Origin of the sequence: Bartonella sp. MM73XJBT.G (assembly GCF_028618435.1) — a bacterium.
Taxonomy (GTDB): Bacteria; Pseudomonadota; Alphaproteobacteria; order Rhizobiales; family Rhizobiaceae; genus Bartonella.
Window position 1 is genome coordinate 170220 of sequence record NZ_JAQISW010000001.1, and the last position, 15218, is coordinate 185437.

Annotated in this window: 15 protein-coding genes; 7 read left to right on the plus strand and 8 right to left on the minus strand. The window is 35.9% G+C overall.

Features of this window, described 5'->3' with window-relative positions:
* Positions 1-667 precede the first annotated feature (667 nt).
* The 3 genes from lptB to lptC form a co-directional block, all read right to left on the minus strand.
* Positions 668-1462 carry an LPS export ABC transporter ATP-binding protein gene (gene lptB, locus PVV59_RS00615; protein WP_273753945.1) on the minus strand — a complete coding sequence of 265 codons (795 nt, stop codon included), beginning with the start codon at positions 1460-1462 and terminating at the stop codon, positions 668-670.
* A gap of 6 nt (positions 1463-1468) precedes the next feature.
* Positions 1469-2041, minus strand: a complete 573-nt coding sequence (locus PVV59_RS00620; protein ID WP_273753946.1) for an LptA/OstA family protein — start codon at positions 2039-2041, stop codon at positions 1469-1471.
* Between the two features lie 105 nt (positions 2042-2146).
* A complete protein-coding gene (lptC, locus tag PVV59_RS00625) occupies positions 2147-2788 on the minus strand; it encodes an LPS export ABC transporter periplasmic protein LptC (RefSeq protein ID WP_273753947.1) in 642 nt (213 codons plus the stop codon).
* A gap of 185 nt (positions 2789-2973) precedes the next feature.
* On the opposite strand from lptC, the gene ihfB reads away from it, so the two are divergent.
* The 7 genes from ihfB (at position 2974) to PVV59_RS00660 (ending at position 9223) form a co-directional block, all read left to right on the plus strand.
* On the plus strand, positions 2974-3252 hold the full coding sequence (ihfB, locus tag PVV59_RS00630; protein WP_273753948.1) for an integration host factor subunit beta: 279 nt from the start codon (positions 2974-2976) through the stop codon (positions 3250-3252).
* 7 nt (positions 3253-3259) lie between these two features.
* Positions 3260-3556, plus strand: coding sequence for a lipopolysaccharide assembly protein LapA domain-containing protein (locus PVV59_RS00635; protein WP_273753949.1), 297 nt, complete (start codon positions 3260-3262; stop codon positions 3554-3556).
* 160 nt (positions 3557-3716) lie between these two features.
* Positions 3717-4649, plus strand: coding sequence for a class I SAM-dependent methyltransferase (locus tag PVV59_RS00640; protein ID WP_273753950.1), 933 nt, complete (start codon positions 3717-3719; stop codon positions 4647-4649).
* Between the two features lie 2 nt (positions 4650-4651).
* Positions 4652-5500, plus strand: coding sequence for an RNA methyltransferase (locus PVV59_RS00645; RefSeq protein ID WP_273753951.1), 849 nt, complete (start codon positions 4652-4654; stop codon positions 5498-5500).
* Entirely contained in the window at positions 5497-6000 is a 504-nt protein-coding gene (gene lspA / locus PVV59_RS00650) for a signal peptidase II (protein WP_273753952.1), read from the plus strand. The genes PVV59_RS00645 and lspA overlap by 4 nt, the downstream gene beginning before the upstream one ends.
* 1473 nt (positions 6001-7473) lie before the next feature.
* Positions 7474-8247, plus strand: a complete 774-nt coding sequence (locus PVV59_RS00655) for a Bax inhibitor-1/YccA family protein (RefSeq protein WP_120122721.1) — start codon at positions 7474-7476, stop codon at positions 8245-8247.
* 112 nt (positions 8248-8359) lie between these two features.
* Positions 8360-9223, plus strand: a complete 864-nt coding sequence (locus PVV59_RS00660; RefSeq protein WP_273754075.1) for an endonuclease/exonuclease/phosphatase family protein — start codon at positions 8360-8362, stop codon at positions 9221-9223.
* A 6-nt stretch (positions 9224-9229) separates the two neighbouring features.
* Here PVV59_RS00660 and polA read toward each other — a convergent pair whose 3' ends face one another.
* The 5 genes from polA to PVV59_RS00685 form a co-directional block, all read right to left on the minus strand.
* On the minus strand, positions 9230-12136 hold the full coding sequence (gene polA / locus PVV59_RS00665; protein WP_273753953.1) for a DNA polymerase I: 2907 nt from the start codon (positions 12134-12136) through the stop codon (positions 9230-9232).
* Between the two features lie 309 nt (positions 12137-12445).
* The gene (dnaQ, locus tag PVV59_RS00670; protein ID WP_273753954.1) at positions 12446-13153 is read right to left on the minus strand and encodes a DNA polymerase III subunit epsilon; all 708 of its coding nucleotides are present in this window, start codon (positions 13151-13153) and stop codon (positions 12446-12448) included.
* A gap of 4 nt (positions 13154-13157) precedes the next feature.
* Complete coding sequence (coaE, locus tag PVV59_RS00675) at positions 13158-13745, minus strand: dephospho-CoA kinase (protein ID WP_273753955.1); 588 nt, start codon at positions 13743-13745, stop codon at positions 13158-13160.
* Positions 13742-14623 carry a shikimate dehydrogenase gene (locus PVV59_RS00680; RefSeq protein WP_273753956.1) on the minus strand — a complete coding sequence of 294 codons (882 nt, stop codon included), beginning with the start codon at positions 14621-14623 and terminating at the stop codon, positions 13742-13744. The genes coaE and PVV59_RS00680 overlap by 4 nt, the downstream gene beginning before the upstream one ends.
* Positions 14616-15212, minus strand: coding sequence for a Maf family nucleotide pyrophosphatase (locus tag PVV59_RS00685; RefSeq protein ID WP_273753957.1), 597 nt, complete (start codon positions 15210-15212; stop codon positions 14616-14618). The genes PVV59_RS00680 and PVV59_RS00685 overlap by 8 nt, the downstream gene beginning before the upstream one ends.
* Positions 15213-15218 lie beyond the last annotated feature (6 nt).

Here is a 15218-nt window from a genome sequence, read left to right on the forward strand (position 1 = left end):
GGCGTTTTGCTCCTATTTTAAATGCGCCATACAAACCAATAAAACACGACAATCCCTATTAAATAAACGCAATATATAACGGATGGATGCTCCAATCAAAATACCCAAAACAGCATCATCAACATATTCTTTGATTTGACAGAAAAAAATGCGATGAATATCTCTTACCTTTCAATAACACATGCATTTATTTACAGCCTCATTTATCACTTATTATCAAGTGAATCTAATGATATCTTTTCTATGACACAATTATGAGTAAGCTCAACCAATAAAACAATAAATTCACCTTATAGTGATGAAGCCTTTTGCTCCACTCAATAAAAATTTTTTTAGATTACATTCATAAAAGAAGTTTTGGCATAAATAAGGAGATTTTCAATAATAATGCAATGAATACAGCTATCAGAGAAAATCCTATTGCTCACCTCAATTAAAAACTTTATCCTAAAGTCGTATTCTTTTATTGCTTTACAAGCCGTTGATAAAATTATCATCGTTTGTACAATAAAGTAATAATTTCATTTTTTTCTGTAATAAAAATATATATCAATAATATACTTTACTAATAATTACAACGAAACCTTATCTACCTCCTTTGAAAGGTGTTTTGTGACGACTAGTTGTTTCTATTAAACTTAAATAGAACCGTATAAAAGCTGTAAAATCATAGAGAAAACTGATGTCCCAAATAAATTCTGCGAACATCAACGTTGTTGATAATATCATTAGGACGACCATGAACTAACACTTTGCCGGTGTGAATAATATAAGCACGGTCGACGAGCCCCAGTGTCTCGCGTACATTATGATCTGTTATTAAAACACCGATGCCACGCCTTGTTAAATGACGAATAAGTTGTTGAATATCAAAAATAGCGATAGGATCAATCCCCGCAAATGGTTCATCAAGTAACATAAAATGAGGACGAGAAGCTAAAGCACGCGCAATTTCAAGTCGTCGACGTTCACCCCCAGATAACGAAAGTGCAGGCATTTTACGTAAATGGTCAATTTTAAACTCATGTAAAAGACTATCAAGCTCTTCATGCTGTTTAAGACGATCTTTTTCAACTACTTCTAAAACAGCTTTAATATTATTTTCTACTGAAAGACCACGAAAAATAGATGCTTCTTGGGGAAGATACCCAATACCTAAACGCGCCCGTCGATACATCGGAAGATGCGTAATATCAAATCCATCAATTTTAATGGATCCTCCATCAGATTTTATGAGCCCTGTAACCATATAAAAACAAGTTGTTTTACCTGCTCCATTAGGACCTAAAATGCCAACTGCTTCTCCCGTACGAATGCCAAAAGAAACGCCATTAACTGTTGGTCTTCCTCGATAAACTTTAATCAAATGACTGGCAATCAAAGTCCCTTTTAAGCGCTTTTTTGAAGCTTCACTTACAAGATCATGCTGATCAGTTTGTTTTTTTCTTTTGATTCCAAACATAAAACCTTAATGGCCATTTTGTTGACTTTGTTTAAAAATAATAGAAACGCGACCTTTTTTCTTAGTCGTCTCACAACCTTCTAAAAAAGCCCTTCCGCTTTCCATATTTGCCGTTAATTTACATCCTGTTGCCACATTGTCACCATCTGTTAATACAACATGGTTCCCTGTCAAGCTCATCATTTTTGATTTTCCATCAAAAACGCCTTTATCCCCCGTAGCAATTTGCGTCGCTATTTTTATATAGACTTTTCCTAAGGCTTCCATTTTTTGTATACCCGACGAACCAAACAAAGTAAAAGATGACGCCTCCGTATCTTCCTTGTTTCTATTCGCTTCTTTATGGGCTTTATCGTAATAAACAATTAATTTTTCTGTCCGTAAAAAACGTTCACCTTGCACCACTGAAACATCACCCTTAAAAAGTGCTATCCCTTCTTTATCACGTATTTCTAAAGAATCTGCATGAAGTTCTACAGGATCTTTGTCGTTTGATAGACTTATCCCCAAATGGGTCCCTTCAGCATATCCTAAAACCGTTCCTCCTCCTAACATTCCCATGCTAAAAGCCAACGTCATACCTATCCATCTTTTGTATGATCTCATTCTTTCAATTCTTCTGTTTGTTATACATGAATTCTCTTTATTAAATATCCCTTAAAGATTCCTATTGATATTGCATCATTACCTTTGAAGCACTAAATGCACACCACCATGGAAATACATGTTTTTTCCTTTTTCTCGAATTTGTAAGGCATTGGCTGCAAGATGAAAACCGGCTCGCTGAATATCAACGCGTTGATCTGTTTTTAACTGTCCCTCAGATAAATTAATATTAGCCGACATAAATTGTGCCATCATCCCATCATTCGTCGTAATGGTGAATGGCTTATCCAATTGTAAAAAACCATGAATGTTATCGTAAACACCCCCTTGTGCAGCAAGAAAAACTTGTCTTTGTTGGCCCATAGATGCTTTCGCTGTGATATTTTGTAATCCAATTATTCCAGAGCGCGTTTGATCTTGAAATGCCTTTTCTGCTTTAAGCCAATAAGGTTCATGAGTACGCGTATAACCTTCTAATTTTGGATTGAGTATTGTCAAGTTGCTCACTCCATTCTCTTCATTATTCAAAGGCATAGGATCAGAAGTAACGGGAACAAAGAAAAACGTAAACCAGCAAAAAACCAGCGCTAAAACTAACGCTAAGAGGGGTAAAAAAATTTTTAATAAGCTAATGCGACGCGAATGACGAGATGCCTTTTTAAAAACATCTCCAACTGATGATTGCGTTGAAAAGACTTCATAATGATTGTGGACGGACATACTCTCCTAATCTCTTAAATATCCCGCATTTTTAATCTGTATAACCTTTATAAGAGGTATTTTCAAATTTTGTTTCTTGAAATTTGTTTTTTCTTGGTTTTATTTTGCTTTTATCCGTTTATATATTGTAATATGCATGAAGTGCACAATTATAAAAAAGTTTTTTGTGTGAAAGTGAGGCTATTGTGGTTAAATCAGAGCTTGTGCAAATTATTGCTCGTCATAACCCGCATCTTTTTCAACGGGATGTGGAACATATTGTAAACGCTATTTTTGAAGAAATTTCAACAGCACTTGCCAATGGTGATCGTGTTGAACTTCGTGGATTTGGAGCTTTTTCTGTAAAAAGCCGTTCAGCTCGGAATGGACGTAACCCACGAACTGGAGAAGCCGTTGTTGTTGAAGAAAAGTGGATTCCCTTTTTTAAAACTGGCAAGGATTTACGCGACCGTCTTAATCAGTGAGAAACTTATGATTATTAAACGTATTATTCTAACAAGTATTGGTGTGATTATCACAGCCTTTTTGGTTGTTTTTATCGTAGCTAATCGTCAAATGGTCCCGTTAACACTTGATCCTTTTCGAGAAAATTCTGAAAGTTTTACTTATCATGCTCCTCTCTTTATATGGCTTTTTATTTTCTTTGGTCTTGGTGTTTTATTAGGAAATCTGATCCGTTGGTTTTCCTATCACAAATGCAAAAAAGCTCTCAAAAAAAGTAAAGCCGAGATTGAGAAATTGAAAATGTCTATCACAAATCTAGTGTAATGATCTTTTAATGAAAAAGTTTTTCCATTAGTATTTTATAGTCAATACAGAGTTTGTTTCTATGCGTGCTTTAATTGATTTTAGTTCTTTTGTACTTTTACGAAACATTTAAGAGCTTTATAAAGTAATTTTTTATACCTCATATACCGTGATACAAAACATGCCTGCACAATGTTTTCAATCCCCCGACAAGAATAGATATCCGCAGGAAAAGTTGCCTCTTATTTTGGAAACAGGTATGAGTGAAAACTATGCTCTCATTGATTCTGGAAATGGACAAAAATTAGAGCGTTATGGAGATTATCGAATTATTCGTCCAGAAGGTCAAGCATTATGGAAACCTGCTTTATCACAAAAACAATGGGCTGATGTTGATGCTATTTTTACAGGAAACCGTGATGAAGAAGGAGTTGGTCGTTGGCATTTTCCTAAAAAGCCACTAGATGAAACATGGCCCCTTTCTTGGAATGGATTGTCTTTTCTGGGGCGTTTTACTTCCTTTCGTCATGTAGGCGTTTTTCCTGAACAAGATGCCCATTGGCGCTCTATGGAAGAACAAATCATAAAAGCTGCACGTCCTATAAAACTATTGAATCTTTTTGGCTATACAGGTGTTGCCTCTTTGATTGGAGCACGAGCGGGTGCAAACGTTACCCATGTTGATGCTTCTAAAAAAGCCATTGCGTGGGCAAAAGCTAATCAGAAAAAAGCAGGATTACCAGATCATTCTATTCGCTGGATTTGCGATGATGCTGTAAAATTTGTCGAGCGAGAACTCCGTCGCAAAAAAAGCTATGATATGATCCTTCTTGATCCCCCTGCTTATGGACGTGGAACCCATGGCGAAATTTGGCAACTGTTTGATCATTTACCAGCCATGATCACAAATTGTCGTAAACTCCTCTCTGATAAACCGCTCTCTGTTGTCCTTACAGCTTATTCCATTCGTGCTTCCTTCTTTGCGCTTCATACTTTAATGCGCGATACATTTGTAAATCTTGGTGGTACAGTCGAATCAGGAGAACTCATTTTGCGTGAAGAAGTTGCAGAACGCGCCCTTTCTACTTCTCTTTTTAGCCGCTGGATTGCTTGAATATGTGTGGAACAAAAACTGGTAGAGTGAAAGAAATCACCTCTCTTAGCAACCCTATCATAAAAGATCTTAAAGCACTTAACCAAAAGAAAAACCGTAATCGCGAAGGTCTTTTTATGGCAGAGGGATTAAAATTGGTTATTGATGCTCTCAATCTCGGTTGGACAATACAGACACTTATTTTTTCTAAAAGTGAAATTGGTAATGCCATTATTGAAAATACTGCTGCACGCGCTGTAGCTAATGGTGCTTTTGTTATCAAAGCCTCACTAAAGGTTATGGAATCACTTACTCGACGCGATAACCCACAAACAGTTATTGGTATTTTCAAACAAAAATGGCAACCTCTTGAAACAATACAAGGGCAAGCTAAAGATGTTTACATCGCGCTTGATCGTGTGCGTGATCCTGGAAATCTTGGGACCATTATTCGTACTGCTGATGCTGTAGGTGCCAAAGGTGTTCTTTTAATTGGCGAAACAACAGATCCTTTTTCACCTGAAACAGTTCGTGCAACCATGGGATCTATTTTCTCTATACCCCTTTATCGTTTTGATGAAAGCGCCTTTTTAAACTGGTCGACTCACTTTAAAGGCATGATTGTTGGCACACATCTCAAAGGATCTCTGGATTATCGGACACTTGATTTCAAAAATGGTCCGATAGTCCTTTTAATGGGAAATGAAAAACAGGGGCTATCAGATATTCTTACACGTCGATGCGATAAACTTGCGCGTATTCCACAAAGTGGACGCGCTGACTCGCTTAATCTAGCAGTAGCAACAGCTGTTATGCTTTATGAAATCCGTCGTCCTTATTTAACACTGGAACCATGCGAGGAAAAAATATGATCCGCAAATCACTCCCTTTTCTTCTCCTTGGCTTAACCCTTACAGTCGGGCTTGACCAAGCTGTTAAGTACTGGGTTATGCACAATATGCCTTTAGGAACAGAAATCCCGCTTATTCCTTTCCTTTCCCTTTATCATGTGCATAATTCTGGCATTGCATTTTCGTTTTTTTCTTCTTTTTCTCACTGGGGAATCATTGCCATTACGATCATTGTAATCATCTTTCTTTTATGGTTATGGAGAAATGCTGAAGATAATAAATTTTTAACGTGCTTTGGTCTTGTCCTTATTATTGGGGGAGCAATTGGCAACCTTATTGATCGTATTCGCTTTCATCATGTCACTGATTATATACTTTTTCACATTGCTGATATTTTTTATTTCGCTATTTTCAATCTTGCAGATAGTTTTATCACTCTTGGTGTTATTGCTATCCTTATTGAGGAACTGCGCACTTGGATGAAAGCAAAACGTCATTCTAGCCATACATCTTCTCATTAATATTCTCATCGCCTTTAAAAAACAGAGATTTTCAACCATCATAAACCTAATTACAAACTCTCTTAACTAATTCTTTCGACTGATTATTTTACATATTTTTCTTTATGAAAATTTTATGTTTTCTTCAACTTTACATGTCCATCTCTACTCAATACAAAAGAACTGACTTCAAATGGCTTTTACGCTATACTATTTTCACGGACGCTGTCGTAAAATGAGCTTGGAAAGCGTTGAGAGTATCTCTAAAACAAGTAAGTAAATTGAGAATCCAATGGTACTCTGTTCCTCATAAGGGATATGATGAGCGGATAAATGAAAATACCCCTTATGAAAGCTTTCATATACAAAGTTTGCCGCAACATTAGAGACAAAAAAGAATACGATAGTAGCAGTTTTCACCTTTATTAAGTCAAGCTGATACGCATAGGGTGCTACACCCTTATCTCCATCGATAAATAGAGTTTGAAATATTGAAAGTGTTTATTAAATGATTACAATTGTTTACAAAAATACTTGTTATTCGTTTTTTCGATTTCAGTTTCTATGCTCCTCTTCTTTTCTTAATAAACTATAAAGTTAATATATTGATTATAAATAATAAATCATAATTCTATATTGAATTTAAGCTGCTTTAAATTGTTATTTTTCATTGTTTCAAATCTTTTTATTTTATTTTTAATGCAAAAAAATCTAACAAATCAAAGTGATAGACCTATAAATATATTTTTTTTGTTTCATAATGTAAAACCCACTGTGCACCACCATTTTTATGGCTATGAAAAAACAATTGCATCATCGTATTATTTTACAGCTCTCAATGTTGTCTTATAGCTTCTTGCATTTTAGAGAATTTATGAGCGCTATTTTTACTCCTTTTTAGAACTTTTTATCCGCACGCCAATCCTAATCGTATCGTGCAGGAAAATGATCTTGATTGCTTTAATATAAACAGATTTGTCATCAGAAAACCTTACGATATTTTTTTAGGGGTATTTAGAATTAATATATCTTTATATATCAATATGTTATATAAAAACTCAACCCAATTAGATTTTCTGGCTGGGTAGAGCAGATGCAATCTTGAAAATTGAAAAATAGCGCGATGTTACGCGCCACTTTCCTCATCACTGTGAAGGTAGATATTTTATAGGTGGAAATTATAGGGTTCCTGTGAATATAAAAAGCTTCTTAGCTTCGTCTTTTTCTTTTGCAAAAATACGGTGAAGACAGAAATATTTTTCATGGAAATGAACTTTTTCCTTACCAATTTGTAAGGTTCATTGCTTTGATAAATCTCTTGTAATTTTTAAATAAATCTCCATAATAAGAGGAGATATGCTGGAATTCCGCCAGTGATTCTGAAGGTTTTTTGTATTCGCCAAATTAAGGCTTATACAAAGCTTGTCTCTTTAAAGACAGAGACATTTAAAAAAACCAGTGCCTGACGGGACATATGCTAAAGGATTTTATATTATGGCTAATTTTAAAAATTTACGTTCAGCGCCTGCTTCTCATGCTGATGCATCAATTGATCAGGGATTGCGTGACTATATGTTGGGTGTTTACAATACAATGGCCATTGGTTTGCTTATTACAGCTGCTGCTGCCTATGCAATTGTATCATTAGCAACAACAACCGATATGAGCCAAGCAGCCGCTCAGATCAATAGCAGTGTTTATTTAACATCATTTGGAGTAACATTTTATACATCACCATTCTCTTATATTGTGATGTTTGCGCCCCTCATTGCAGTTTTATTCCTTAGTTTTAAAATTAATACATTGAGTACAAATGCTGCTCGTAGCCTCTTTTTTGGCTATGCTGCTCTGGTTGGGCTTTCATTATCTTCAATCGTTTTACGTTATACGACAGAGAGTATTGTACAAACCTTTGTCATTTCCGCTGCAACTTTTGGAGCTCTTTCACTTTATGGATACACAACAAAGCGTGATCTTACAGCAATGGGTTCATTCTTTTTCATAGGTTTGATCGGTTTGATGCTTTCCATGGTTGTGAATATTTTTCTTGGATCAAGCGCTTTGCAATTTGCTATCTCCGTTATCGGTGTTTTTATCTTTGCTGGTTTGACAGCTTACGACACTCAAAACATTAAGTTGATGTATTATGAAGGAGATCAAGGCGACACCAGAGGTCGTAAAGTTATTATGGGCGCGTTGAGTCTTTATCTTGATTTCATCAATATGTTTGTTTTCTTGCTACAATTTCTCGGTTCAAACCGTGATTGATTGCAGAAATCATCGCTTAATGAAAGAACCTTGTTTCTAAATGAGACAAGGTTCTTTCGTTTTTAGTGTAAATTTTTATCCTTTGCCTTTTAGGGATTATTCTTTTCGTAAAATGACAAAAATACTTTACAAGCAAAAACTCCCTTGGTTTAGCGATTTTATTCAACAAAAGCTCCATAAAACCCTTTTAAAAGCAATCCATAGCCGTTCTCACCATACGTCAAATATCCTCAACCCAAATAATCATTATGACCTGACCGTTGCCTCTTATAATGTGCATAAATGTGTAGGTGTTGATAAAATTTTTAATCCTACACGAATTGTCCGTGTTATTAATGAATTACAAGTTGATATCCTTGCTCTTCAAGAAGCAGATAAACGTTTTGGAGAACGTATTGGTTTGATTAATCTTCAGCTGTTAAAAGCTGAAACCAATTTGATCCCTGTACCTCTCAATACTATGTCACCTCATGGTCACGGTTGGCATGGGAACGCTCTCTTTTTGCGAAAGGGATATGTACGTGATACTTTACAAGTCTCTCTTCCTGGTATTGAACCACGTGGTGCTATCATTGTCGAGCTGGAAATGGCAGCAGGCCCTATTCGTATTATCGCGGCTCATTTTGGCTTATTACGTTATTCTCGTAAACAACAAACAAAAATGCTCCTTGCAATTTTGCAAAAACGCTCCCTTATGCCTACACTTCTTATCGGAGATTTTAACGAATGGCGGATGGGAAAAGGCTCATCTTTAAACCATTTTTATCCCTATTTTGATAGCACATTTAAAGTTGTACCAAGCTTTCCCTCTCGCTTTCCTTTTCTTGCTCTTGATAGAATTTTTGCCTTTCCTCACCAATTGGTAACAAGTCTTGAAAATCACCATTCACCACTTGCGCGTATTGCCTCAGATCATTTGCCAATCAAAGCTTATCTTAATCTTGCTAATGCAATAAATATCCTTAAAAATAAATGAAAAAAGTTAATGTGCCTCATCCCAATTTTGAGCCGTCATGACTTTCACTTCAAGGGGTACAGACAAAGAGAGAACAGGCATTGTAGCATTTTCCATAACATTTTTAACAACAGCCATGGTTTTTTTACTCTCCTCTTCTGGTACTTCAAAAATCAATTCATCATGCACTTGCAGCAACATTTTTGCTGATAGATTTTTTTCTTTTAAAGCATCTTCCATCTGTATCATGGCGCGGCGAATAATATCGGCCGCAGAACCTTGAATGGGAGCATTGATGGCCGCTCTCTCATTAAGAGAACGAATTTTTACATTCTTTGCTTTTATTTCTGGATAATGGATACGACGTCCAAAAATTGTTTCTACATAACCATTCTCACGCGCAAAGCTTTTAGTCTTTTCCATATAATCTTTAATTTCTGGAAATCTTTCAAAATAAAGTTGAATATAACGACCTGCTTCTTGACGTGAAATCCCTAATTGATTGGCTAATCCAAAAGCTGAAATACCATAAATAATACCAAAATTAATCGCTTTTGCACGCCTTCGTATATCTGAGGGCATTCCCTCTATCACAACGCCAAACATTTCTGACGCCGTTATAGCGTGAATATCATGTCCTTGAGCAAAAGCTTCTTTTAATGCTTTTATATCAGCAATATGTGCAAGAATACGCAATTCAATCTGGCTATAATCTGCCGAAAGCAACACATGTCCTTTTGGAGCAATAAAAGCTGTGCGGATTTTACGTCCCTCCACAGTCCGTACCGGAATATTTTGCAAATTTGGTTCTGATGATGATAACCGCCCCGTTGATGTTGTTGCCAAAGAATAATTCGTATGAACACGTCCTGTTTTTGGTAAAATATAAGAGGGTAAAGCATCTGTATAAGTCGATTTTAGTTTTGTAAGCTGGCGCCAATCAATAACTTTACGTGGCAAAATATGACCTTCGGCCGCTAATTCTTCTAAGGTCTGTGCAGAAGTTGACCACTGTCCCCCCTTGGTTTTAGCTCCTCCAGGCAATCCCATTTTACCAAAAAGAATATCACCTAATTGCTTTGGTGAAGCAAGATTGAATTTCTCATCCGCGAGTTGATAAATTTCCTCTTCTAGAAAAGCAGCAGCCTGCGCTAATTCTCCTGAAAGACGCAACAGAATCTGTCTATCAACAAGAATTCCACGTTCTTCCATTCTTGCAAGAACTTCTATGAGTGGTCTATCAAGACGTTCATAGATTTTAGTCATTCCTTGAGAGACAAGTTGCGGTTTTAAAACTTGCCACAAACGGAGTGTTACATCAGCATCTTCAGCCGCATAAAGCGTTGCTTGTTTCAAATCTACTTGTGCAAAAGAAGTGATTTTTTTTCCATTATGTGTTAAATCCTTATAGGCAATTGTTGTATGTCCAAGCCAACGCTTAGATAAATCATCCATATTATGCGTCAATGTTCCAGCATCTAAAGCATAGGAAAACAACATGGTGTCATCAAAACAACGTATCACGATGCCATATTGTTTCATCACCAACCAATCATATTTTACATTCTGACCAACTTTTAACACCGCAGAATCTTCTAATATTGGCTTTAAAAGTGCTAAAGCCTTCTCGGTTTTAATTTGTTCTGCAATGCGTGCGCCTCCCAAAAGATCATCTTCCCCTTCAACATGCTCAAGAGGTATATAAGCTGCTTTTTCCGGTTGTAATGCTAAGGAAAAGCCAACAAGCTTTGCTTGCATGGGATCAAGGGATGTTGTTTCAGTATCAAATGCAAAAAAGCCTTGCTCTTCTGCTTGCCATAACCATTCTTGCAAAACGCCTTCGTCAAGAATCGTTGTATAAGAATCTCTTGTAATTTTTTGAGTTAGTGCTTGATCTTTGCGTTTTTCTGCTAGCTGTTGTGGAGAGTTCTCAGAAAAGTTATGAGGAAGTGTGCTATCTTCTTTTTTTACATTAGAATCATGCTCCTTTTCAGATTTTTCCCACTCAACAGCTATATCAAGGGCATCAATAGCTGCTGCATCACATGACGTTGCTTCTGCCACGCGACGCGTGAGTGTGGAAAATTCCATCGCTTTCAAAAAAGAAATTAAGCGTGGTCCATCTTGTTGCTCCAAAATAAAATCATCTAAATCGCTGTCTATAGGAACATCTGTTTTAAGTCTAACAAGTTCACGAGAAATTTTAACCTGTTCACTATAAGTTTGTATGTTTTCACGTCGTTTTGTTTGTTTAATTTCAGTCACACGTTGCAATAAAAGATCAAGAGAATCAAATTGATTCAATAATTGGGCAGCAATTTTAGGACCAATGCCTGGAACACCTGGTACATTATCCGTTGCATCTCCAATTAATGCTTGTAAATCGATCATCTTTTCAGGGGGAACACCCCATTTTTCTATAACTTCTGAGATACCTATATGCTTGTCTTTCATCCCATCATACAAAGAAACATGCTTATTGACGAGTTGCATAAGATCCTTATCAGAAGAGATAATGGTTGTTTTTGCACCAACCTTTGTTGCCAATTGTGCATAGGTCGCTATCAAATCATCTGCCTCAAATCCTTCCTTTTCAATACAAGGCAAATTAAAAGCCTTTGTTGCTTGGCGTATTAAAGCGAATTGAGGAATTAAATCTTCGGGAGGTTCAGAGCGATTCGCTTTATACTGAGGATAGATTTGTTTTCGAAAAGTATCAGATGAATAATCAAAAATAACAGCAAAGTGTGTTGGAATAATACCTGTCGCTGTGTTACGAGTGTCACAGAGTAATTTCCATAACATATTACAAAAACCAGCTACTGCTCCTATAGGAAGTCCATCCTTTTTACGTTTTAAAGGTGGTAAAGCATAGTAAGCACGAAAAACATAGCCTGATCCATCAACCAACAAAAGATGATCTGTTGCTTTCATGACAATTTTATTTCTCCATTTCAGCTAAAAAATACATTCCCCTTAATATATTTTTTTCATTTTGCCTCTAAAAAGCCATTTTTTCTTTCCATAAGACGTGAAGTCGTTGCATTTTATATTATGTACCTAGAGCTTTTCTTTGCTGTTACAGGATTAATAGCTTTCATTTTGCTCCTCCTATGATAGCTGAGGTACGATGTAGCGACAAGGTCGTTGTGGTGTTCCCCTCCCCACAACGACCGTTTTTTTTGATATCCGTATTTTATATTTTTAATCTTAAATAACCTTTTTAGAAAAAAGGTAAGAATGTTATTCATGAATTTTGAAATTATTCCACAGAGCTTTTTCACCCATTTTATTGATAAAATCAGCATGCAACTTTTTTTCTTGTGCACTCAACCTTGAAGGTAAAGCTTGTGGACGAGATTTAACTGCATAAGGTGTATCTTTATCATTTTTGATATGTTCATTAACATTTCTTTTGTTCTCAAAACCCAATACACCCTGCTTTCCACCAATCAGTTCAATATAAACATCGGCTAAAATCTCCGCATCAAGCAAAGCGCCATGAAGAACACGATGACTATTATCAATTCCGAAACGTTTGCATAAAATATCAAGAGAATTAGGACCCATAGGAAATTTACGCCGCGCCATAGCCAATGTATCAAGAATATTATCAACACTGATAAGCGGCTTATTGACGCGTTTTAATTCTGCATTAATAAAACCTATATCAAAACTTGCATTATGGGCAATCATTGTTGCGCCATTGATAAATTCCAAAAATTCATCAGCAATATCACTAAAGCTTTTTTCATTTTTTAGGCGTTCATTGGTTAATCCATGAATTGCTACAACTTCATCAGGTATAAGAACACCTTGTGGATTCAAATAAACATGGAATCGGCGTTCTGTAAGATAACGATCAACCATCTCAACACAACCGATTTCGATTATGCGATCTTTCTCTTTATCTAAACCTGTTGTTTCTGTATCAAAAATAACTTCACGCATGACTTCAATTCTTTAGTAAATTTTTTATCACGTACAAAACTTGTTTACGGGTATTCTCTAAATCTTTTCCTGTATCAATAATAAAATCAGCACGTTTACGTTTTTCTTCATCAGACATTTGTCTAGCATCAATAAAAGAAAATTTTTCTTCATTCATATCTTGGCGAATCATTACACGTGCTTTTTGTATTGCTCGTGTTGCAGAGACAACAACAACACTATCTACACGTTTTTCACCATTTGTTTCAAAAAGAAGTGGAATCTCAAGAACAACTAATTTTTTTTCCTGTTGACGTGCTGTCTCAATAAATTCTTCTTCTTTTTTTTGTACTAAAGGATGTATTATCTTTTCTAATATTTGTAATTTTTTCTTATCACCAATCAAAATTTTAGAAAGCTTTTGGCGGTTAATCTTCCCATCCTCAATAACATTGGGAAATATATGTGTTATAAGTGATACAGCCGGTTCACTCTTATAAAGTTGATGTACTGCTTCATCAGCGCTAAAAACAGGAACACCCGCTTGTTTAAAAAAATCAGCAACTGTCGATTTTCCCATAGCAATTGATCCGGTCAGCCCTATGATTTTCATTCTGTCTTTTCACCCATACCCTGTAAAATTTCTGCTCGTAATGCTTTTGTAACCTGTGGTCTTATTCCAAACCACCGTTCAAATCCGAAAACAGCCTGATGTAAAAGCATACCAAGCCCATCAACAGTCCTTAAACCATGTGCTTTTGCTTGTTGTAGAAAAGGTGTTAGCAATGGTGTGTAAACAATATCTGTTACCAATGCCGTTGTTTTTGCTTTATGAAAATCACAAAAAAAAGAATTTTCTTTTTCCTCAGATCGAGTTGTCATACCTATAGAGGTTGTATTGACAATTAAATCAGCTTGATAAAGTATTTTATCTATATTCTGCCAATCGTGAACTTCCACAGGTTTCCCGAAATGCTGTGCTAAATCTTCTGCTCGCCCCTTTGTACGATTAACTAAGCAAATGCGTTCAAACCCACGTTTTTTTAAGGCATACAGAACAGCACGTGCAGCACCACCTGCCCCAAAAATAACTGCTGTTTCTCCTACCCAATCAGGATAAAAATCATCAAGATTAGCACTAAAACCGTAAGAATCACTATTTGTAGCACAAAGTTTATTTTCTTCATACCAAAGCGTATTAACAGCACCAATCATTGTTGCTACATCATCTTTATAATTCGCTAAATGAAACGCTTCCTGTTTATAGGGTAGCGTGATATTCCCTCCACAAAACCCCCTTTTTTTTATAGATGTGAAAAAACCTCTAAATTCTTCAGATGTTACTTCTTGCGCAATATATTCACCTTGCAGATTATATTGTTTAAGCCAAAAATTATGAATTTTTGGCGATTTTGAATGGTGAATAGGAGTACCAACAACAAAAGCACATGGAGCTTTTGTTGTTTCGTGCTTTCTTGTTAAATTAACCATCAATAACCCCTAAATGACGCAGTTTTATAAGTAAGGGCAACAAAGGTAAACCAATAATGGTAAAAAAATCCCCTTCAATTTGATCAAAAAGATGAATTCCTTCTCCTTCAATTTGATAGACTCCCACACTATTTAAGACATCTATTCCCACGCGCACTAAATAACGTTCAATAAACTCTGATGAAAGAGAACGTACTAACATATGTGCACTAAAAGATTCTACCCAAATTTCTTGACCATTATGAAATAAAGCTACTGCACTATGAAGAGAATGTTTTTTTCCTGATAATTCGCATAAACGTTGATGTGCTTCCTTACTATTTATGACTTTATGAAGAACTTGACCTTCCAAATCAAGCACTTGATCGCAACCAATAACGAAAGCATCAGGAAAACGATCAGAAACATTTTTTGCTTTTGCACTCGCAAGAAAACAACTGAGTTCTTTAGGTGTTTTTTCTTTTGCTTTTTTTTCTACTTCTCTTTCATCAAAAGAAGCTCCTTCAACCAAAAAATTTAAACCCGCTTTTTTTAATAATTGTGCACGATGAAAACTAAGAGATGCTAATATTAAACTATTTATTGCCATTAGATT

Bases quoted from the DNA above. Each gene is read 5' to 3' on its own strand.
- lptB (WP_273753945.1), bottom strand. From the start codon at position 1,462: ATGTTTGGAATCAAAAGAAAAAAACAAACTGATCAGCATGATCTTGTA.
- PVV59_RS00620 (WP_273753946.1), bottom strand. From the start codon at position 2,041: ATGACGTTGGCTTTTAGCATGGGAATGTTAGGAGGAGGAACGGTTTTA.
- lptC (WP_273753947.1), bottom strand. From the start codon at position 2,788: ATGTCCGTCCACAATCATTATGAAGTCTTTTCAACGCAATCATCAGTT.
- PVV59_RS00635 (WP_273753949.1), top strand. From the start codon at position 3,260: ATGATTATTAAACGTATTATTCTAACAAGTATTGGTGTGATTATCACA.
- PVV59_RS00640 (WP_273753950.1), top strand. From the start codon at position 3,717: ATGCCTGCACAATGTTTTCAATCCCCCGACAAGAATAGATATCCGCAG.
- PVV59_RS00645 (WP_273753951.1), top strand. From the start codon at position 4,652: ATGTGTGGAACAAAAACTGGTAGAGTGAAAGAAATCACCTCTCTTAGC.
- lspA (WP_273753952.1), top strand. From the start codon at position 5,497: ATGATCCGCAAATCACTCCCTTTTCTTCTCCTTGGCTTAACCCTTACA.
- PVV59_RS00655 (WP_120122721.1), top strand. From the start codon at position 7,474: ATGGCTAATTTTAAAAATTTACGTTCAGCGCCTGCTTCTCATGCTGAT.
- PVV59_RS00660 (WP_273754075.1), top strand. From the start codon at position 8,360: ATGACAAAAATACTTTACAAGCAAAAACTCCCTTGGTTTAGCGATTTT.
- polA (WP_273753953.1), bottom strand. From the start codon at position 12,136: ATGAAAGCAACAGATCATCTTTTGTTGGTTGATGGATCAGGCTATGTT.
- dnaQ (WP_273753954.1), bottom strand. From the start codon at position 13,153: ATGCGTGAAGTTATTTTTGATACAGAAACAACAGGTTTAGATAAAGAG.
- coaE (WP_273753955.1), bottom strand. From the start codon at position 13,745: ATGAAAATCATAGGGCTGACCGGATCAATTGCTATGGGAAAATCGACA.
- PVV59_RS00680 (WP_273753956.1), bottom strand. From the start codon at position 14,623: ATGGTTAATTTAACAAGAAAGCACGAAACAACAAAAGCTCCATGTGCT.
- PVV59_RS00685 (WP_273753957.1), bottom strand. From the start codon at position 15,212: ATGGCAATAAATAGTTTAATATTAGCATCTCTTAGTTTTCATCGTGCA.